This window comes from Dyadobacter frigoris, from assembly GCF_005280585.1.
Taxonomy (GTDB): domain Bacteria; phylum Bacteroidota; class Bacteroidia; order Cytophagales; family Spirosomataceae; genus Dyadobacter; species Dyadobacter frigoris.
Map to the genome: position 1 here is coordinate 1 of NZ_SZVO01000035.1, position 18,654 is coordinate 18,654.

18 protein-coding genes are annotated in these 18,654 nt (G+C 40.4%); 17 read left to right on the top strand and 1 reads right to left on the bottom strand.

The genetic code is table 11. The annotated features are described in order from the left end of the window. Positions 1 to 776 precede the first annotated feature (776 nt). The 12 genes from FDK13_RS34430 to FDK13_RS34490 all read left to right on the top strand — a co-directional run bounded on the left by FDK13_RS34430 (position 777) and on the right by FDK13_RS34490 (position 12,357). The gene (locus tag FDK13_RS34430; RefSeq protein WP_137344553.1) at positions 777 to 1,349 is read left to right on the top strand and encodes a Crp/Fnr family transcriptional regulator; all 573 of its coding nucleotides are present in this window, start codon (positions 777 to 779) and stop codon (positions 1,347 to 1,349) included. Positions 1,350 to 1,442: 93 nt separating this feature from the next. Then, on the top strand, positions 1,443 to 2,165 hold the full coding sequence (locus FDK13_RS34435; protein ID WP_137344554.1) for an SDR family oxidoreductase: 723 nt from the start codon (positions 1,443 to 1,445) through the stop codon (positions 2,163 to 2,165). A 416-nt stretch (positions 2,166 to 2,581) separates the two neighbouring features. Then, positions 2,582 to 3,118, top strand: a complete 537-nt coding sequence (locus tag FDK13_RS34440; protein WP_137344555.1) for a DUF2975 domain-containing protein — start codon at positions 2,582 to 2,584, stop codon at positions 3,116 to 3,118. Between the two features lie 2 nt (positions 3,119 to 3,120). Then, complete coding sequence (locus tag FDK13_RS34445) at positions 3,121 to 3,348, top strand: helix-turn-helix domain-containing protein (RefSeq protein WP_137344556.1); 228 nt, start codon at positions 3,121 to 3,123, stop codon at positions 3,346 to 3,348. 157 nt (positions 3,349 to 3,505) lie between these two features. Beyond that, the gene (locus FDK13_RS34450; protein WP_137344557.1) at positions 3,506 to 4,120 is read left to right on the top strand and encodes a class I SAM-dependent methyltransferase; all 615 of its coding nucleotides are present in this window, start codon (positions 3,506 to 3,508) and stop codon (positions 4,118 to 4,120) included. A 385-nt stretch (positions 4,121 to 4,505) separates the two neighbouring features. Further along, complete coding sequence (locus FDK13_RS34455) at positions 4,506 to 4,952, top strand: response regulator (RefSeq protein WP_137344558.1); 447 nt, start codon at positions 4,506 to 4,508, stop codon at positions 4,950 to 4,952. Positions 4,953 to 5,082: 130 nt separating this feature from the next. Then, the gene (locus FDK13_RS36345; protein ID WP_229216338.1) at positions 5,083 to 7,185 is read left to right on the top strand and encodes an ATP-binding protein; all 2,103 of its coding nucleotides are present in this window, start codon (positions 5,083 to 5,085) and stop codon (positions 7,183 to 7,185) included. A gap of 93 nt (positions 7,186 to 7,278) precedes the next feature. Further along, complete coding sequence (locus FDK13_RS34470) at positions 7,279 to 7,845, top strand: dihydrofolate reductase family protein (RefSeq protein ID WP_137344559.1); 567 nt, start codon at positions 7,279 to 7,281, stop codon at positions 7,843 to 7,845. A 191-nt stretch (positions 7,846 to 8,036) separates the two neighbouring features. Continuing rightward, the gene (locus tag FDK13_RS34475) at positions 8,037 to 8,843 is read left to right on the top strand and encodes an SDR family oxidoreductase (protein WP_137344560.1); all 807 of its coding nucleotides are present in this window, start codon (positions 8,037 to 8,039) and stop codon (positions 8,841 to 8,843) included. A 99-nt stretch (positions 8,844 to 8,942) separates the two neighbouring features. Further along, positions 8,943 to 9,233 carry a DUF6958 family protein gene (locus FDK13_RS34480; RefSeq protein ID WP_137344561.1) on the top strand — a complete coding sequence of 97 codons (291 nt, stop codon included), beginning with the start codon at positions 8,943 to 8,945 and terminating at the stop codon, positions 9,231 to 9,233. A 73-nt stretch (positions 9,234 to 9,306) separates the two neighbouring features. Further along, positions 9,307 to 9,711 carry a DUF1801 domain-containing protein gene (locus FDK13_RS34485; protein ID WP_137344562.1) on the top strand — a complete coding sequence of 135 codons (405 nt, stop codon included), beginning with the start codon at positions 9,307 to 9,309 and terminating at the stop codon, positions 9,709 to 9,711. 132 nt (positions 9,712 to 9,843) lie between these two features. Next, complete coding sequence (locus tag FDK13_RS34490) at positions 9,844 to 12,357, top strand: cation-translocating P-type ATPase (protein WP_137344563.1); 2,514 nt, start codon at positions 9,844 to 9,846, stop codon at positions 12,355 to 12,357. On the opposite strand, the gene FDK13_RS34495 is transcribed toward FDK13_RS34490, so the two are convergent. Beyond that, positions 12,344 to 12,907, bottom strand: coding sequence for a DUF4136 domain-containing protein (locus FDK13_RS34495; RefSeq protein ID WP_137344564.1), 564 nt, complete (start codon positions 12,905 to 12,907; stop codon positions 12,344 to 12,346). The two genes, FDK13_RS34490 and FDK13_RS34495, sit on opposite strands and share 14 nt — an antisense overlap. Positions 12,908 to 13,184: 277 nt before the next feature. Here FDK13_RS34495 and FDK13_RS34500 point away from each other — a divergent pair, with 277 nt between their 5' ends. The 5 genes from FDK13_RS34500 (at position 13,185) to FDK13_RS34520 (ending at position 18,344) form a co-directional block, all read left to right on the top strand. Further along, complete coding sequence (locus FDK13_RS34500) at positions 13,185 to 14,897, top strand: alpha-amylase family glycosyl hydrolase (RefSeq protein ID WP_137344565.1); 1,713 nt, start codon at positions 13,185 to 13,187, stop codon at positions 14,895 to 14,897. Between the two features lie 39 nt (positions 14,898 to 14,936). After that, on the top strand, positions 14,937 to 15,437 hold the full coding sequence (locus FDK13_RS34505) for a P-loop nucleotide/nucleoside kinase family protein (protein ID WP_137344566.1): 501 nt from the start codon (positions 14,937 to 14,939) through the stop codon (positions 15,435 to 15,437). Continuing rightward, the gene (locus FDK13_RS34510) at positions 15,430 to 16,437 is read left to right on the top strand and encodes a hypothetical protein (protein ID WP_137344567.1); all 1,008 of its coding nucleotides are present in this window, start codon (positions 15,430 to 15,432) and stop codon (positions 16,435 to 16,437) included. The genes FDK13_RS34505 and FDK13_RS34510 overlap by 8 nt, the downstream gene beginning before the upstream one ends. Before the next feature lie 273 nt (positions 16,438 to 16,710). After that, the gene (locus FDK13_RS34515; RefSeq protein WP_137344568.1) at positions 16,711 to 17,613 is read left to right on the top strand and encodes a DNA adenine methylase; all 903 of its coding nucleotides are present in this window, start codon (positions 16,711 to 16,713) and stop codon (positions 17,611 to 17,613) included. After that, positions 17,613 to 18,344: an HNH endonuclease gene (locus tag FDK13_RS34520; protein ID WP_137344569.1), complete on the top strand. Its 732-nt coding sequence runs from the start codon at positions 17,613 to 17,615 to the stop codon at positions 18,342 to 18,344. Before FDK13_RS34515 ends, FDK13_RS34520 begins: the two co-directional genes overlap by 1 nt. Positions 18,345 to 18,654 lie beyond the last annotated feature (310 nt).

Genomic DNA, 18,654 nt, shown 5'->3' on the forward strand with positions numbered 1-18,654 from the left:
GTAGGCAAACGAAAGCAGAAAACGGTGTTTCAGTGTACGAGGTGCTTTGAAAAGTTTTTTACATTCCTCTTTTGACAAAACCTCAGGCAATTTCTTTTCCTTTTTAATCACGGGAAGCTTGATAGCATGCTCATCCTGACCAAATAGTCTATACCAAATCGGATCGCCGAAGCGACCTCATTCCGAATACAGTCTGCTTGAAATAGCTCTCCGAAAACCCCTCGTGTACAGACTTGCGGTACAGGTAGCCGTTGACCTCCGCAATGGATACCTCATGCGGTAACCGCATAAAGTGCAATACAAGATGTGCCACGTTTCGACCATAATTGGTCACCAAACTCTTGCTCAACCGGTCCAGTACAACGCGCTCCTCAAACATTGAGAATGCTTCCCCGAACCCCGGAACCAAGTCTTTAGCCTTGCTAATTGTTGTTGTAAAATCTCCTTTCCTGAATGTCATAAAATGATTGATTTAATGAACTTTCAAGAAAGGATTTATTACGCTATATTGTCCCAGAGATCGGGAGCTACAGAAGGTTTAGTTCAACAGCACATTTGCAATAGGCGGGGTTTCGTGCACCGCAGGCGGTTTTGTGGTTAAAAGAAGTGCCGTTCTCCGAATGAACATTTGTGCTAAAAAACCCACCCATCGCAAATCTGCAAAACGTTGTGTGCCATTTATCAGCCCCCCCTGCACCTGCTAAATTTTCATTATGACAGACTGATTTTTTTAAATTTTGTTACCTTCCAGCTAAAATTTTTTATTTGACGAAACTATGTTTGAGCCACTCTTTAACTATCTTGAACTTTTTCAAAAAATACCTTTACAGGACAAAGAAGCCATTTGTCAAAACATAGAATGCAAAAAAGTCAAGGAAGGTGAAATTTTATTGCAAGAAGGAAAGTTGGCAAAAGAACTGCTTTTTATCTGCAAAGGCGTTTTGAAAATTGTGAGTATCAGCGATAAGGGAAACGAAGTCATTCATTTCTTTTTAAGTGAAAATCAGTTTTGTACTATTTTGAAAAGTTTTACCGAAAGCACAGTATCAACAGACAGTATCCAGGCAGCTTGCGATTCCGAAATAATTGTTTTTCAAAAAGACAGGTTACATGCCTTGTATAACACTTTACCTTATTTCAAGAACCTGTTGGATAACATTACCAAACAAGCTTTGCTAAACAAAATTACATTACGAAACTCTTATATCGGCGAAGACGCAACTACACGCTATCAAAAATTTATTGTGCAACAATCCAATATAGCGTTAAGGGTTTCACAAACTGATATTGCATCTTATCTTGGCATCACAAAACAATCACTAAGCAGAATAAAAAAGAATAAGCCTTAGTTCACTTTTTACCATTTGGTAAATCCTTTTCATAACTGACTTTCTACTTTTGTTCAACGAAAAATATTTTCAAGAGCAATAAAAAATAGAAAAATGGAAAGTTTAAAAGCCAAAAAAGTAGTAATTATTGGTGGCAGTTCGGGTATTGGTTTAGCTACAGCAAAATCAGTTGCTTTAAAAGGTGGACTCGTCATCATTGTCTCGAGTAATCAACAACGTATTGACAAAGCTTTACAAGAATTGCCAACCGAAAGTATTGGCTATGCCGTTGATGTAACGAATGAAATGCAAGTCAGAAATCTTTTTGAACGAATTGGAGCATTCGACCATTTGATTTTTACAGCAGGTGAAAATCTCATTCTTGGTAATGTAGCAGATACACCATTGGAAATGGCACGTAACTATTTTAATATTCGTTATTGGGGAGCTTTTACAGCCGTAAAATATGCTACGCCATTTATCAATATCACAGGCTCAATTGTATTAACAAGCGGCATTGCCAGTAACAGACCCAGCAAAGGATGGGCATTGGGTGCAAGTATCTGTGCTGCTATGGAAGGTTTTGCAAGAGCAATGGCAGTGGAATTAGCGCCAATAAGAGTAAATATTGTTTCACCAGGAGTAGTAAAAACGGAGCTTTGGGGCGGGATGTCGGAAAGCGACAGAGAAACGATGTACACAAATATTGGAAACGCCTTGCCCGTAAAACGAGTTGGGGAAGCTGAAGATATAGCCAAGACATTTGTATATTTATTAGAACAACAATACTGTACAGGACAAACACTTATCATTGATGGCGGTACTTCATTAGTATAACCACCGAGCCCAAAAACGGCACACAACAAAAGTATTGGCAAAAGCTAGGCAGACGGAGGCCATGTTTCAGCAGTTTTGGTAAGTTGTTCGGGCAGGACAAGCAAGTTTCAGCGAATTGCAAATCATCAACTTTTATTTCTATTTTCATCATCGGTTAGGCGGGCTGGACGGAATTCTATCTCCCAGCCTTCCTCAATACCTGAACGTTCTAGCAGACGACACAACTAAAACTGACAGTCCGACAAACTCATCTATCTCCCGCTGAACTCGCAAGTTAGCACAGTCCAAATTATTGGATTTTAAGCCGGCATTGAATTACTACTTAAAAAAAATTATTTTTTGAATTACACTGCATTTTTATTGTTTATCAATAATTATTTATTATATTTTCGACATAATTTAAACTTTTAAGAATTATGTCAAAAGGAAACAACTTCGTATTTAAAGGCTTACATGTTGTTGCGTGGGTCATCTTCGTTGGCTTGTGCATAGAAGCCGGTGGTTTGATAGTCAATTTTGTATTTAGTATTTACAAACCTGAATTTGTCCAAAACCTGTATCAAAAGTTGGACTTAAGTGAAATGTATCATCGTAGCAAATGGGCTTTCTTCGGAATGTATAGTTTTATCCTGGTCGTCGTACTTTTGAAAGCATACTTATTTTATATAGTTGTCATGCTTATGTACAAAATAGATTTATCAAAACCATTCAACAGCTTCGTTTCAGAACAGATAACAAAAATATCTTACTGCACTTTTTCCATAGGTATATTAAGTTATACAGCCCGACAAACAGCCAAAAATTTACAACACCATGGTTATGCTATTGACAACCTAAACCAGTTTTGGGCAGACAGTCAGGCATTTATCTTGATGGCGGCTGTAATCTATGTTATTGCGACTATTTTTAAAAAGGGAGTTGAAATCCAAAACGAAAACGATTTAACTGTTTAGCTATGCCAATCATTGTAAACTTAGATGTGATGATGGCAAAACGTAAAATTTCTCTGAATGAACTTTCTGAAAGAGTTGATTTGACATTATCTAACCTTTCTATCTTAAAGACAGGGAAGGCAAGGGCAATCCGCTTTAGCACCTTAGATGCAATTTGCAAAGCCTTAGACTGCCAGCCAGGTGATATTTTGGAATACGTAAGTGACGAAAAAAGAACAACGAACCGCTAACGTGGTATTTGCAAAAGCACGGCTGACGGAAGTAGTTGAACATTTGTACTGCTATCGGCATTTCGGCTGAAGGTTTTCAAATTCCCTGCCTTCGCAAATACCCTAAACCGTTATGGGCATTTTTAGAACGACACTAACAAATTAAATACATACAACAATGACAGAATTTTGGGAAGAAGCCTTTAAAGATAAACAGGAAATGTGGGGTTTTGAACCTTCAAAATCTACCATATTGACAAAGGACTTTTTTGTTGAGAATAAAGTGAAAAATGTACTTATTCCAGGCATTGGTTATGGACGAAATGCACAAATTTTTTCAGACAATGAAATGACGGTAACAGGAATTGAAATTTCCCGAACTGCCATTGATTTAGCTCAAAAACATTTTAGAAACCACTTGACAATTTACCACGGTTCTGTAACTGAAATGCCTTTTGATAACAAATTGTATGACGGGATATTTTGTTACGCATTAATTCACTTGTTGGACAAAGATGAAAGAGTGAAACTAATCCAAGACTGTTTTAATCAGCTGACTGAAAATGGATATATGATTTTTACTGCAATAACAAAGGAAGCCCAAACTTACGGACAAGGAACCTGCGTAAGTAAAGACAGATTTGAAATGTTTGGTGGTGTAAGAATGTTCTTTTATGACAGGGAAACAATTAAGGAAGAATTTGGAAAATCCGGACTGTTTGAAATTATAGAAGTAACAGAAAACTATCCTTTTTATCTCATAAAGTGTAAAAAGAATAAAACAGAAAATTGACGAAACAAAAAACTGCCTATAACCGGGGTTTTGCAATAGTGGGCCTTCCGTGCTAAATTGAACATTCGGAATTCCAATAAACATTTATGCTAAACTGGATATTTGTGCTTCTAATTCTCCACCATCGCCAAGCCCCAAAACGCTATAGGCAATGCGAATCGCTCCGAACAAACTTTTGTGCGTTATCAAAACGAAACCGCTCCGAACTTTTCGGCAAAGCCGTTTTGGCTATCCCTTCTGTAAAATAAAAAAGAAGCACAACTCTTTTTATTTTTAAATTTGGTGTGCTTCACAATTTATTTTACGCCAACGCCCACACTTCGATTGAACATTCGTGCTATTTATTTAAATTGCAATTGACAACTAATCTTCCTACATTAACAGAATGAGTTCAAAACATCTCAACCTGCTCCTTGCAGATGACGATACTGACGATCGCATCTTTTTTAAAGAAGCATTAGAGAAATTGCCACTATCCACGCACCTTACAACTGTGCATGACGGAGAACAACTCATGCAGCTACTCACAAAAGAAACAAACGAACTTCCTCATGTCCTTTTCCTCGACCTCAATATGCCCCGCAAAAACGGAAGAGAATGTTTATTAGAAATAAAGCTAAACAAAAAACTGAAACAGCTTCCTGTAATCATATACTCCACTTCCCTTGAACAAGAAGTTGTGAACCTGCTTTACAAAAACGGGGCGCAATATTTCATCCGCAAGCCCGCTGAATTTTCACAACTCAAAAAAGTAATTCAACAAGCGCTTACACTTATAGCACAAGAAAATATTTCACAACCGACCAGAGAAAATTTTGTGCTCACAGGGTAAAACAGTTTGATTATCTAATGAATCATTAAAAAAAGGAATTACACTGAAGAAGTATTTACAACGTTTTTAAAACACAAGTTATACCTCTTGGAAGGAGCCCTTTGGACAACATTAAAACAAAACAACTCTGATGAGACAGAATATAGATAAAAAAAAATCTGAGGAGTTGATTATTGCTCACAAAGAACTTGCCTTTCAAAAAGAAGAGAAAGAAAAACTGGCAGCAGAGTTAGGCATTGCTCACAAAGAACTTGCCTTTCAAAAAGAAGAGAAAGGAAAACGGGCAGAAGAGTTAGGCATCGCCAACAAAGAACTTGTTTTTCAAGACGAAGAGAAAGGAAAACGGGCAGCGGAGTTAGGCATTGCCAACAAAGAACTYGCCTTTCAAGACGAAGAGAAAGAAAAACGGGCAGCGGAGTTAGGCATTGCCAACAAAGARCTTGCTTTTCAAGACGAAGAGAAAGGAAAACGGGCWGCTGAGTTAGGCATTGCCAMCAAAGAACTTGCCTTTCAAGACGAAGAGAAAGGAAAACGGGCRGCAGAGTTAGGCATTGCTAACAAAGARCTTGCCTTTCAAGACGAAGAGAAAGAAAAACGGGCAGCGGAGTTATTCATTGCTAACAAAGAACTTGCCTTTCAAAACAAAGAGAAAGAAAAACGGGCAGAAGAGTTRAGCATGGCTAWCAAAGAACTTGCTTTTCAAAACGAWSAGAAAGAAAAACGGGCAGAAGAGTTAGTCATTGCCAATAAAGAATTAGCCTTTCAAAACCAAGWGAAAGAAAARCGGGCAGCAGAGTTAGTTATTGCCAACRAAGAACTTGCCTTTCAAAATGAAGAGAAAGAAAAACGGGCAGCGGAGTTAAATATTGCGAACAWAGAGCTTGCCTATCAAAACGAWGAAAAAGAAAAACGGGCAGCTGAGTTAAGTATTGCTAACAAAGAACTTGCCTTTCAAAACAAAGAGAAAGAAAAAAGGGCAGAAGAGTTAAGTATTGCTAACAAAGAACTTGCTTTCCAAAACAAAGAGAAAGAAAAACGGGCGGCTGAGTTGAGTATTGCTAACAAAGAACTTGCTTTTCAAAACGATSAGAAAGAAAAACGGGCAGAAGAGTTAGTCATTGCCAATAAAGAATTAGCCTTTCAAAACCAAGTGAAAGAAAAACGGGCAGCTGAATTAATTATTGCTAACGAAGAACTTGCTTATCAAAACAATGAGAAAGAAAAAAGGGCGGCAGAATTAAAAATTGCTAACATAGAACTTGCCTATCAAAACGATGAGAAAGAAAAACGGGCAGCTGAGTTAAGCATTGCCAACAAAGAACTTGCCTTTCAAAACAATGAGAAAGAAAAACGGGCAGCTGAGAAAGAAAAAAGGGCAGCTGAGCTGATCATTGCTAACGAAGAACTTGCCTTTCAAAACAATGAGAAAGAAAAACGGGCAGCTGAGTTAGGCATTGCTAACAAAGAACTTGCCTATCAAAACGATGAGAAAGAAAAACGGGCAGCAGAGCTGATCATTGCTAACAAAGAGCTTGAGGCATTCACTTATGTATCAAGTCACGATTTGCAGGAGCCGCTGCGCAAAATACAAACCTTCGTCTCGGTGATCCTCGAAAATGAAAATGAAAATCTATCAGACAAAGGCAAATATAATTTCCAGAGAATACAATCAGCAGCCGGAAGAATGCAACAACTCATCGAAGATTTACTTGCCTTCTCACGCATCAACACCACCGAAAGAAAATTTGAAAACACCGACCTCAATATAATTATAGAAGAAGTAAAAATCGAACTAAAGGATACCATTCAGGCAAAACACGCAACCATCGAAGCCACCGAACTCTGCCTTGCCAACATCATCCCATTTCAGTTCCGCCAGCTCATGCACAACCTCATAAGCAATGCACTCAAATTTTCATATCCCGACATACCATCACACATACTAATAAAAAGCAGAATTATAAAAGGCAGTAAATTAAATAACGAAAAGCTTTCACCCGAAAAAAAATATTGCCATATCACTATCAAAGACAACGGCATCGGCTTCGAACCCCATTTCAGCGAACGCATTTTTGAAGTGTTCCAAAAACTTCACAGCAAAGAGGTATATGCAGGCACAGGCATCGGGCTTGCCATCGTAAAAAAGATTGTCGAAAATCACAACGGCATCATCACTGCAACAAGCGAATTAAACGAAGGAGCAACATTTGATATTTATCTTCCCGCTGCCTGACAAAATAATTCACATTACGCAAAACACAACAGACACAGCTACGAAAGCCACCAATAAAACCGCAAAAGTTAATTTTGTAAAAACAAAACGACCATGCGAAAACTAAAATTACAAATACAAATATCGGTTGACGGATATGTTGCAGGGCCAAATGGTGAAGAAGACTGGGTCGTGAGGGCGTCAGATGAAAAACTTTGGCAGCTCATCAATGAATTACCGGATAGTTCGGATACACTTCTGCTTGGCAGAAAAATGGCAGAGGCCTTTATCCCTCATTTTGAAGAATTTGAGTCCGACAGCCCTAAAATTACCTTCGCACAGAAAATGGTAAACATTCCGAAAGTTATTTTCACCAGGACACTGGACAAACCATTTGGTAAAAACACCTCGCTGGCAAAAGGAAATCTGGCAAAAGAGATCGCGAAACTAAAAAATCAGGATGGAAAAGATATTTTGGTTTACGGAGGCGCAGGTTTTGTTTCTTCGCTGATTGCCGGTGGTCACATTGATGAGTTTTTTCTCTTTGTCAACCCGGTGATGATCAATAAAGGAATGAGGATTTTTGACCTGCTGGACAAGCGGCAGAAACTTTCTCTAATCAGCGCCACTCCTTATGAATGTGGCGTGACGGTGATCCGATACAAACTGAACAACGAATAGGCGGTGGAAATATCACGCTTTATTTTCTTTCACAAAAAGAAAGGCAGAATGTTTCGACAAAATTCCACAAAGTACATTCGCTTTTATTCCTATCTTCATTATCCGTAATTTCACAGAGCTAATTTCAGCACTGGACGATATAAATTCCCGCCTGACAGTAATTCCCAAAACATTTGTAATCTCAAAAAACCATGCAAACAGTGTTAATCACAGGAGCCACGTCAGGAATTGGTTTGACAATTGCAAATAAGCTTCATGCCAATGGCTATAAGGTTTATGGAACAAGCCGTAATCCTGACCAATATCAGCACAAGGTAAAGTTCAAACTTTTGGAATTGGATGTAACTTCCAGATTATCTATTGAGAACTGTGTTACTGCTTTTTTATCAAAATCTGCAACTATTGATGTCTTGATAAATAACGCTGGAATTGGCGTTTGCGGCAGTGCAGAAGAGACAAGCCGGGAATTAGCTGACAAACAGTTCCAAACAAACTTTTGGGGATGTGTCGACGTTACGAAAGCCTTTTTGCCAGTTATGCGCCAACAAAGGAATGGTAAAATTATTACCATTGGGTCATTAGCAGGACTTATTGGTGTGCCCTTTCAAAGTTACTATTCGGCTTCCAAGCATGCTTTGGAAGGTTTTTATAAATCATTGAGATTTGAGCTAAAAACGTTTGATATCCATGTATCAGTCATTGAACCCGGCTTTTTCAAAACCAACCTTAACCAGGCATTTGAATTTGCAGAATCAACTATAAGCGATTATGACGGCACGCGAAAAAATGCGTTAAAGAGTTTCTCCGATTCAATCAACAATGCGCCATCACCCGAACCTGTGGCAGATATTGCTTTAAAAATCCTTCGTTCAAAGAAGCCGGGATTTAGCTATAGGGTAGGTTGGGATGCTAAACTATTGCCCTTTTTACAATTTATGTTTACCTCTTTATTTGAATGGGGTGCTGCAAGAAAATTTAAAACCCAAAACAATGGTTAAGATTGCATTAGTGATCATTGTTTGACCCAGTCAACAATTTGCTAACTTTCGGACAAAATTTATAACCATAAGGTTTTAAGCCAGGAACCACAATTGCTTATGAAAGCAGAATTAATTCAAACGTTACATCCGCAAGCAGGCAAGACCAATAAAAAAATCTCACTGGACAAGTACACTTTCATCAGGGAAAATATACTTTCGATTTTGACCGAATCGGAACTAACACATACACAACTTATGGAAGAGCTATTTTCAAGAGTAAAAGAAAATTTTGAAGGTGGGGTTCAGTGGTATGGAGAAACAGTAAAACTTGATTTAGAAGCAAGGCAAATAATTCAACGAACTGCAACCAAACCTGAAAAATACAAATTGAAAACCACAAACCGCTAACATTGGGTCAGCGTTATTGAGTCTTTAAGGAAAAAATCTGTCAGGTGCAACCTTTAATAAGCAAACGTAGAACATGGGAAAACTAGCGGTAATTAAAACCAAACCTACCTTTTCAAGCGTAGAAGATTACCTTAATAGTATTGCTGATGAGCTTAAACGAAAAGACAGTTTTGTTATCCTTGAATTGATGGAGAAAGCCATGGACGAAAAACCTAAAATGTGGGGTAATTCTATGATCGGTTTCGGAGATGTAAGGTATAAAAGTCCTGCTACCGGGAGAGAAGTTGATTGGTTCAAAATTGGTTTTTCCCCGCGTAAAGCCAATTTATCATTGCACTTAATTGACTTACAGCGACACGCGGATGCGTTGAGTAAATTGGGCAAACATAAAACCGGCGCTGGCTGTCTTTATATCAATAAACTAGCAGATATTGATATGCAAATATTGAAAGAAATGATTTTTTCTGCTGCGAAATAAATAGCTCCGTTTCATCATTACTGCTGTGTTATAGTCCCTTCCGATGAAATGCGACTGGCTATGGGAACAGCAATAAATTTTTACGGAATCAGTTACAGTTCACAAGTCTAATTTTGCTTTACCTATCCTCCTATGCCCACCGCCAAAACCAACCTCCACCAAGGCCTCACCAACAACCAGGTAATCCAATCCCGAAACACTCACGGCGAGAACAAGGTAGAAGACAAAAGTAAAAACGGCTTTTTGGCTGCGGTACTGGGTTTGGTAAAAGAACCGATGCTGATCTTGCTGATCGTTGCCGCCGCCATTTATTTTCTGACGGGCTCACAGGGAGAAGGTCTGTTTATGCTTGGTGCCATCATCGTCATTTCTGCTATTTCCATTTACCAGGATACCAAAAGCCGGAATGCGCTTGCCGAGTTAAAAACACTTACACAGCCCAAATGTAAAGTCATCCGGAATGGTGTAGAAGTTGACATGCTCAGGGAAGAAATTGTGATTGGCGATTACCTGATATTGGAGGAAGGAAATAAAATTCCGGCGGACGCTTCGATTCTGGAAGCGCACGATTTTTCCGTGAACGAATCCATTCTGACGGGGGAATCGCTGGCTGTTGCCAAAAATGAAGCCGCAAGCGAAGTTTTCCAGGGAACACTCGTAACAAGTGGCAGGGCGATTGCAGAAATCAATGCAATTGGAGACAAAACAAAACTGGGCAAAATTGGCATAAGCCTTGAATCGATAGAGCAGGAACCTACCCCACTCCAGATACAGATCACCAATTTTGTCAAGAAAATGGCGGTCATCGGCGGCGTTGTTTTTCTTATCGTTTGGGGGATCAATTACATCCGCACGCAACAGCTTTTAGACAGTCTTCTAAAAGCCTTAACGCTTGCGATGAGTATTTTACCGGAAGAAATCCCGGTGGCTTTTACTACGTTTATGGCTTTGGGAGCATGGCGGCTGATGAAAATGGGCATCATTGTCAAACGAACCCAAACCATTGAAACGCTTGGCAGCGCCACGGTAATTTGCACGGACAAAACCGGGACGATCACAGAAAATAAAATGGAGCTGGCCAGTGTTTATGTGCAGGCGACAAACGCTATTCAACCACCGGACAAAACATTAAACGAAGAAGGTCAAAAACTGTTAGCAATGGCGATGTGGTCCAGCGAACCGGAGCCCTTCGACCCGATGGAAATTGCACTGCATGAGACATATGGGAAACGGACAGCAGCCGATAAGAGGCCAGAATTTAAGCTGGTTCATGAATATCCGCTCGAAGGAAAGCCGCCCATGATGACACATGTGTTTGAAAATGCAAAGGGTGAACGCATCATTGCGGCAAAAGGCGCTCCGGAAGCGATTATGGCACTTTCCGGATTATCCGAAAGTCAGAAGACCGACATACTCCATGCAATCAATGAACTTGCCGCCAAAGGTTACCGGATATTAGGGGTTGGTCAAAGTACATTTGCAGGTGACCCATTCCCTGCAAAACAACAGCAGCTTTCGTTTCATTTCATAGGTCTGGTTGCTTTTTATGATCCGCCGAAAGCAAATATCAGGTCGGTTTTTGAATCGTTTTATAAAGCAGGTATTCAGGTAAAGATTATTACGGGCGACAATGCGGCTACTACGCAAAACATCGCCAGGCAAATAGGATTCAAAGGAGCTGAAAACGTTTTGCTGGGCGACGAACTGGTTGCGATGGACGAACAAACCTTGCAGCAGAAAGTGATGCAGACCGGCATTTTCGCCAGAATGTTCCCGGAAGCAAAATTAAAAGTTGTCAATGCGCTTAAAGCACAGGGACAGATTGTAGCGATGACCGGCGACGGGGTTAACGACGGCCCGGCATTGAAGGCCGCGCACATCGGGATTGCGATGGGCAAAAAAGGTACGGAAATTGCTAAACAGGCCTCTTCACTTATTTTGGTAGATGATGATCTGGCCAGGATGGTGGATGCTGTGGCGATGGGCCGCAAAATATACATCAGTCTTAAAAACGCAATCCGCTACATTATTTCCATCCACATCCCTATTATCCTGACCGTTTTCATTCCATTGGCACTGGGCTGGATCTATCCGAATATTTTCACCCCGGTGCATATTATATTTTTCGAGCTGATCATGGGACCGACCTGCTCGATTATCTATGAAAACGAGCCGATGGAAAAGGATTTGCTATTACAAAAACCAAGGCCTTTTACATCAACATTTTTTAGTTTAAAAGAGCTGTCAGTCAGCATTTTGCAAGGCTTGGTAATCACAGCAGGTATGCTGATGCTCTATCAGTATGCAGTGATGCAATCCTATGATGAAGCGCTTACCAGATCGATGGTTTTTATTGGGTTGTTGTCTGCAAATATTTTTTTAACGCTGGTAAACCGGTCGTTTTCCCACTCCATTTTCACCACTTTACGCTATAAAAACAATCTGGTCCCGATGATCATTGGCATCACGATTTTATTCTCGGCACTCATCTTTGTGATACCAGGCGTTAACCGGTTTTTCAGCCTTGAGACTGTGAATTTGAGCCAATTGCTGATCAGTATCAGTGTAGGATTTGTGTTTACGGTCTGGTATGAAGGAGTCAAATTTTATAATCGCAAACGCGGTAAAATTTTCATCGAAAAGTAACAGCCGGAACAGAGTCTCTCTCAGCTTCCGGCAAATTTTGAAGAATTTTAGTAACCGCAGATCTGATCAGGACTTCGGTGTCGGTTTTGTCATAATTGACCACCTCCATCGCTGCGACAGCCCAGCCACGCCAGACCAGGTTTCTGTTTTTTGTATTCACGAAATCAATGCTCAGGGTTCCCTGACGATAGGTAAATACATCCGATCTGGGCCGCATAAAATAATCCCCATACATATAACCATCCGGATCCGGCCAAAATACGGAGCGTTCTTCCATTTCAATATGGTAACGCACCGATAGATCCGAATCCTGATCCGTGAGCAGATATCCCTTTACCTGCAATAAATCATTTGCTGCACGCTTAATTCTTCCATCTGTCAATTCATTATAATACAACGGGTTGATGTTCGCCTCTGTTTGTTTTCCAGCCGCCCAGTTGAAAGTTTTATATTTCTGAATAGGATCCTCCTTGTCGTAATTGTAATATGCCCGAATGGCAGGACTGCATCCATACAAACCAATCAATGCGATGATTAATATCTTTTTCATAATGTTGAGATTTTCTATGCAGCCAATTTAGATAATGCCTAAAATTAGCGTCATGATCGCTGACAAAACGTGACACCACGCATCCACGAAGGTGACATTGCTCAGAATTTCGTCAATGGTTGTTTAGCAAAAACCTGTGATATATGTAACAAATTTATGTTGATATATAAAAAAGGACAGACAAATAATTCAAGCTTTACGATTGCGAATTTCGGTGGGCACTTCAATTAGAGCCCATACCGCCAGGCGAAGTCAAGCCATTTAAAAACCACTCAGAATGCTCCCGGAATCTCAGATTACTTCCATCAATGACATAAACCTTTCTCCAAAACCAGGTAAAACCTACTGGAAAAACGCTGGCAGGGAATGGAGGGAAGAATTTATTTACTTTTTAATGGTTGACAGGTTTCATGATGATCTGGATCGAAAGCCGGTTGCAAACGAGGCCCGGCAAAGTGGTTTCGGAAACAGCGAACAGTTGCAAAAAATATGCGGCGGCACCTTGAAAGGTATTACCAATCATCTGGATTATATCAATGAGCTGGGTTGTACCGCCCTTTGGCTGAGTCCGGTATTTGAAAACAATCCTTCTTCGTATCATGGCTATGCGATTCAGAATTTCCTGAACATCGATGCGCGTTTTGGCACAAAACAGGACCTGGCTGATCTGGTTGATGCAGCACACGCTTTGGACATCAAGGTGTTTCTGGACGTCGTACTTCATCACAGCGGAGACAACTGGTTTTATCCCAATGACGACAATTACTATTATAATCAGGGCGCCATATTTCCGTTTGGAGGTTGGCGTAATGATCAAACGCCGATACCTGTCGAGCTTAGAAATCCCGAACTTTATTGGAGAAAAGGCCAGATCCGCAACTTTGACAGCTATCCTGAAACACGCGAAGGTGACTTCTCGACGTTGAAAAGCTTCAAAAATGACACTTCACCCGAAGCCTTGTATGTGCAGCAAATGCTCACCAAAATACATTGCTACTGGATCAGGGAAGCGGATATTGACGGATTTCGGATCGACGCAGTAAAACACATGGGCGATGATTACGTCAGCCAGTTTTGTTCGCATGTAAGGGAATATGCCTATAAACTTGGCAAACACAATTTCTTTTTATTCGGGGAGCTTGTCGGGCCGGAAGAAATGTACAACGCGTATATCGGCCCAAAAACGTCGGTTGTGGTGGAAGACAAAGCCATTTATTTCGGATTGAATTCCGTGCTGGATTTTCCTTTATACCACATCCTTGCCGACGTCATTCACGGTGTTTCTACCCCTGACAAGCTCATCAGCAGGTACGAATCACTCCGTAAAAACGCGATGAACCGTGGTGGGTTTGGGGAGTTCCTGGTCACGTTTATCGACAATCATGATCAGGTGGGGCAGGTTCTCAAAAAACGGTTTGGCAATGGAGCCACTGAAAACCAGATCATTGCCGGTATTGGCTTTTTGCTATGCGCCGTAGGGACGCCCTGCATCTATTACGGTACCGAGCAGGGTTTTGACGGATCCGGCGATGGCGATTTCAATATCAGGGAAGTGATGTTCAGCCTGGAAGATCCTACATTGAATGCATTGAACAAGTCAGCGCGGATTTACAAAGAAATCGCCTTTATCGCAGCTTTCCGAAAACTTAACCCGGTTTTGAAATTTGGAAGAATGTACATGCGCGAACTTTCCGACGACGGAAAAAATTTCCATTTACCCATATTTAAAAAGTGCCTGCTGGCCTTTTCAAGAGTACTTTATGACCAGGAGATTATTGTCGCCTACAACAGCTCACTGACCGACCAGGACGAAGAATACATACTGGTAGATCCCATGTTAAACCCGGAAGGCAGTAAATTCAGGTTTGTCTATGGCCAGTCAGGGCATATCAGCGTACTGCGTAATGAGGAAGGAAACCGTCATTTTATCAAACTAAAACTGGAACCTGCGCAGTTTGTTATTTTGAGTAATAGTGAAGAAAATCAGTAACTTTCTGATTGTGAAATATAACTAATCTGACTGCACATTATGATCATTATCGTCTGTGGATTGCCAGGATCGGGCAAAAGCTTTTTTGCTAACAGGTTAGCAGCAAAACTACATGCGCCTCATATCAGTAGCGACCAAACAAGAAAAGAGATGAATGCTTTGGGACGGTACACCTTCAACGATAAAATGACGGTGTACCAGGCCATGGCAAAAATCGCAGACCAAAACTTGGCGGATGGTAAGCCTGTCGTGGTCGATGCCACTTTTCACCATCATACCATGCGTGACATTTTTACAGAACTTGGAAAACAAAGACAAATACCCGTCTTTTTTATACTGATAATGGCTACCGAGGCCATAACAAAAAAACGATTGAGCAGCGTAAGGCCCGATAGTGAAGCAGATTATCCGGTATATCTCCAGATCAAAAATCAATTTGAAAAGTTAGACATGCCTTACCTGAAACTACAATCCGAAAACGACAACATCGATAGCATGTTAAACCTGGCAATCGAATATCTGACCGATGCTTATGAATGACCTGGATATCCATACACTTTGCCGGACAGGCATTTTTGAAGATCAGCCTCTTGACGGAACGCTGGAAGAAACCCATATTTCCTGGGTTATTTTAAACAAAAAACGGGCCTTTAAAGTTAAAAAACCTGTAAAACTGTCATTTTTAGATTTTTCTACCCTTTCCAAAAGAAAAAAATACTGTGAAACAGAACTTCGTCTTAATCAGCGTTTTTCAGACATTTACCTGGCTGTATTACCAATCCGTCATCCTAAAGATGTGTGGTTGATCGGGGAAGGAACCGGGAAGATTGTTGATTATGCCGTTGTGATGCGGCGGATGATGCCTTCCAAAAGAATGGATAAACTGCTAAAAAATGGCAAAGTGTCCAAAGCCTCCACACTGGCCCTGGCAAAACAGGTAGCGGATTTTCATTCCCATGCAAAGGTCATTTCCTCGCATTTCGATCCGGATGAGGCCCGGGGCACTTTCAACGATATAAAAAACATCAGCACTTTTGTAAAAGAGAACCTTGGAGAAGATTTTGAAAATATCATCTCACTGGCCATCCAATGGAGTGATCACTTTTTGAGTACAAACAAATCGCTTTTTGAGCAACGTATCAGGCAGGGATTTAAGCGGGATTTACATGGTGATCTGCACAGCGGCAACATCTTTCTGTACAAAAAGCCCGTCATTTTTGATTGCATCGAATTTAATAATGATTTCCGCCAGATCGACACCGCCAGTGAAATTGCCTTTCTCTGCATGGATCTCGAAGCCTTTGGGCATGCGGAGCTTTCCGATATTTTTAAGGCTGAATATTTAGATCATTTTCCGTGCATCCGAACAGCGGCAGATCAGGAATTATTCATCTATTACAAATGCATGAGAGCCAACATCCGAGCGAAGGTGCACGCCATCAGCGCCGGACAATCTAGCGATGGCGAAATTCGTGATTTGCATTTGGCTGCTGTGCGGGAGTATCTTGGGTTGGTGAAAAGTTATGTGGGTTTGGGGTGAGGATTTGGGTTTTTGAAATTTGACTTAGACGCCGGAAAGGATATAAAAGTGTCAATCATGATCGGACAGCAGGCGGGGCTAATTGCGGGTGCAGCTCAACTCGGTAATTTTATATTTTTTACATAATTGTATATTTGAATACAAAAAGTACGACCGCGCGTCCGCAAAATTTTCGCATATTAGGGAGTAAGCCGTAATTGTACCGACCAATGTGCAGATACAAGCAGACCAACAAAAATTGCTATATTTGAACCTAACATTTTGACAAAAATTATGAAGCTACCGCATCCCATACCATATCAAGGAAGTAAACGGAATTTGGCTGACCAAATTTTACAGATGTTTCCTAACCATTTTGACAATTTGATTGAACCTTTTGCAGGTTCTGCGGCTATAACCATTGCTTCGGCTTATTATTTTAAGGCTAACCATTTTATCATCAACGACATCAACCAACCATTGATTAATCTTTGGGATACGATAATCAACGATCCCAAATCAATGGTGAAGTCTTACCATGAGATTTGGCATGGACAATTGGGTAATGAAGAAGAATATTATTACCAAATCAGGGAGAAGTTTAATGATACAAAGCAGCCTGAATACTTATTGTTTCTTTTGGCAAAGTGTGTAAAAGCAGCCGTTCGCTATAATGCACAAGGTGGTTTCAATCAAAGCCCTGACAAAAGGCGTTTAGGTAGAAATCCTTCATTAATGCGTGATGACATTTTAAGAGTATCGCAACTTTTGAAAGGTAAAATACAGCTTCATTCAACTGATTACCAAAATGTACTCGACCTTGCAACCGCAGACGATTTAGTGTACATGGACCCACCCTACCAAGGGACGGGCGTTAATGGTGGTTTTAATTATGCAGGCAACATTGAGTTTGACAACTTCGTGGTTTCACTTTTTGAACTTAACAACAATAACGTACCATACATTTTAAGTTATGATGGGCGGACAGGTGATAAGACTTACGGAAGCCCATTGCCTGACAACCTCAATTTGACAAAAATTGAAATCAACGCAGGACGTTCGTCACAAGCAACTCTTTTGAACAGAAGCGAAATAACATACGAAGCAGTTTTTTTATCGCCAGCCTTAATATCAAAAATTGACTTGCAGAAAGTTACAGGAAAACAAAATTATCAAACAGAACTTTTTGCAAACTAATGTCAGAAGAAAAGAGAGTTTACCCCAAAGAATTTTTAGAATATGTTCAATCAATTACCAATAAAAGAGCGAAAGTAGTTATTGATCATATTTTAGCTCATGGTTTTATAACAACCGAAGACCTTGAAAAAACTTACGGTTACAATCATCCGCCAAGAGCAGCTAGAGACGTTAGAGAAGCAGGAATTCCACTTGAAACATTCAAAATAAAATCAAAAGACGGTAAATCAATTGCGGCTTATAAGTTTGGTGACCTTGCGTCTTTACAAACCAATCGTGTTGCGGGACGAATTATGTTTTCCAAAGACTTCAAACATTCGTTATTTATAGCTTGTGGCGGACGTTGCCAAGTTTGTAACGGACTATTTGAAGAACGCTATTTACAAGTTGACCATAGAGTTCCTTATGAAGTTGGTGGAGACGTAACCGACCGAGAACCAGAACATTTCATGCTATTGTGCGGCTCTTGCAACAGAGCGAAATCATGGAGTTGCGAACATTGCGACAATTGGAAAACGGAAAAGATACCACCAGTTTGTATGCAATGCTATTGGGGAAGTCCTGAAAATTATAATCACATCGCCATGGAACAAGTTAGACGACTTGACCTTCAATGGAACGGCGACGAAATCAAGTATTATGATGCTTTAAAAGTTATTGCAGACCATAACAAAATTGAACTTCCAGAATTTATAAAACAGCTCATTGCGGACAGGACGAAGCGTAAATAACAACTACGTCCAACAAATAGGGCTTAAACGCGACGTAGTTTACGGAGTTGCGTTTTAAGCCTCTGTTGAACTGAGGCTTCGGTAGCTGTTTCTATGGGATTTTAATAAAGGGCTGTTGTTCCTGGATAGGAGACTGAGATGGAGAAAATGTCATAATGTACCATAATGCGTGGGCCGTCTAATCGTATTTCAGGCCGAAGTTGGAGGCTACATTGAAGACAACTTTTAAAATAAGTATTTTTTCGCCATTTCACTTTTTTTCGCCAATAGGTTACCAGGCCGGACTTGCGGCTTTTTGTAACGATCAGAA

What these genes read in the sequence shown, in the direction of transcription:
- FDK13_RS34515 (WP_137344568.1), top strand. Translation starts at nt 16,711, where the DNA reads ATGAAGCTACCGCATCCCATACCATATCAAGGAAGTAAACGGAATTTG.
- FDK13_RS34450 (WP_137344557.1), top strand. Translation starts at nt 3,506, where the DNA reads ATGACAGAATTTTGGGAAGAAGCCTTTAAAGATAAACAGGAAATGTGG.
- FDK13_RS34470 (WP_137344559.1), top strand. Translation starts at nt 7,279, where the DNA reads ATGCGAAAACTAAAATTACAAATACAAATATCGGTTGACGGATATGTT.
- FDK13_RS34485 (WP_137344562.1), top strand. Translation starts at nt 9,307, where the DNA reads ATGGGAAAACTAGCGGTAATTAAAACCAAACCTACCTTTTCAAGCGTA.
- FDK13_RS34520 (WP_137344569.1), top strand. Translation starts at nt 17,613, where the DNA reads ATGTCAGAAGAAAAGAGAGTTTACCCCAAAGAATTTTTAGAATATGTT.
- FDK13_RS34505 (WP_137344566.1), top strand. Translation starts at nt 14,937, where the DNA reads ATGATCATTATCGTCTGTGGATTGCCAGGATCGGGCAAAAGCTTTTTT.
- FDK13_RS34480 (WP_137344561.1), top strand. Translation starts at nt 8,943, where the DNA reads ATGAAAGCAGAATTAATTCAAACGTTACATCCGCAAGCAGGCAAGACC.
- FDK13_RS34500 (WP_137344565.1), top strand. Translation starts at nt 13,185, where the DNA reads ATGCTCCCGGAATCTCAGATTACTTCCATCAATGACATAAACCTTTCT.
- FDK13_RS34440 (WP_137344555.1), top strand. Translation starts at nt 2,582, where the DNA reads ATGTCAAAAGGAAACAACTTCGTATTTAAAGGCTTACATGTTGTTGCG.
- FDK13_RS34455 (WP_137344558.1), top strand. Translation starts at nt 4,506, where the DNA reads ATGAGTTCAAAACATCTCAACCTGCTCCTTGCAGATGACGATACTGAC.
- FDK13_RS34435 (WP_137344554.1), top strand. Translation starts at nt 1,443, where the DNA reads ATGGAAAGTTTAAAAGCCAAAAAAGTAGTAATTATTGGTGGCAGTTCG.
- FDK13_RS34495 (WP_137344564.1), bottom strand. Translation starts at nt 12,907, where the DNA reads ATGAAAAAGATATTAATCATCGCATTGATTGGTTTGTATGGATGCAGT.
- FDK13_RS34430 (WP_137344553.1), top strand. Translation starts at nt 777, where the DNA reads ATGTTTGAGCCACTCTTTAACTATCTTGAACTTTTTCAAAAAATACCT.
- FDK13_RS34490 (WP_137344563.1), top strand. Translation starts at nt 9,844, where the DNA reads ATGCCCACCGCCAAAACCAACCTCCACCAAGGCCTCACCAACAACCAG.
- FDK13_RS34475 (WP_137344560.1), top strand. Translation starts at nt 8,037, where the DNA reads ATGCAAACAGTGTTAATCACAGGAGCCACGTCAGGAATTGGTTTGACA.
- FDK13_RS34445 (WP_137344556.1), top strand. Translation starts at nt 3,121, where the DNA reads ATGCCAATCATTGTAAACTTAGATGTGATGATGGCAAAACGTAAAATT.
- FDK13_RS34510 (WP_137344567.1), top strand. Translation starts at nt 15,430, where the DNA reads ATGAATGACCTGGATATCCATACACTTTGCCGGACAGGCATTTTTGAA.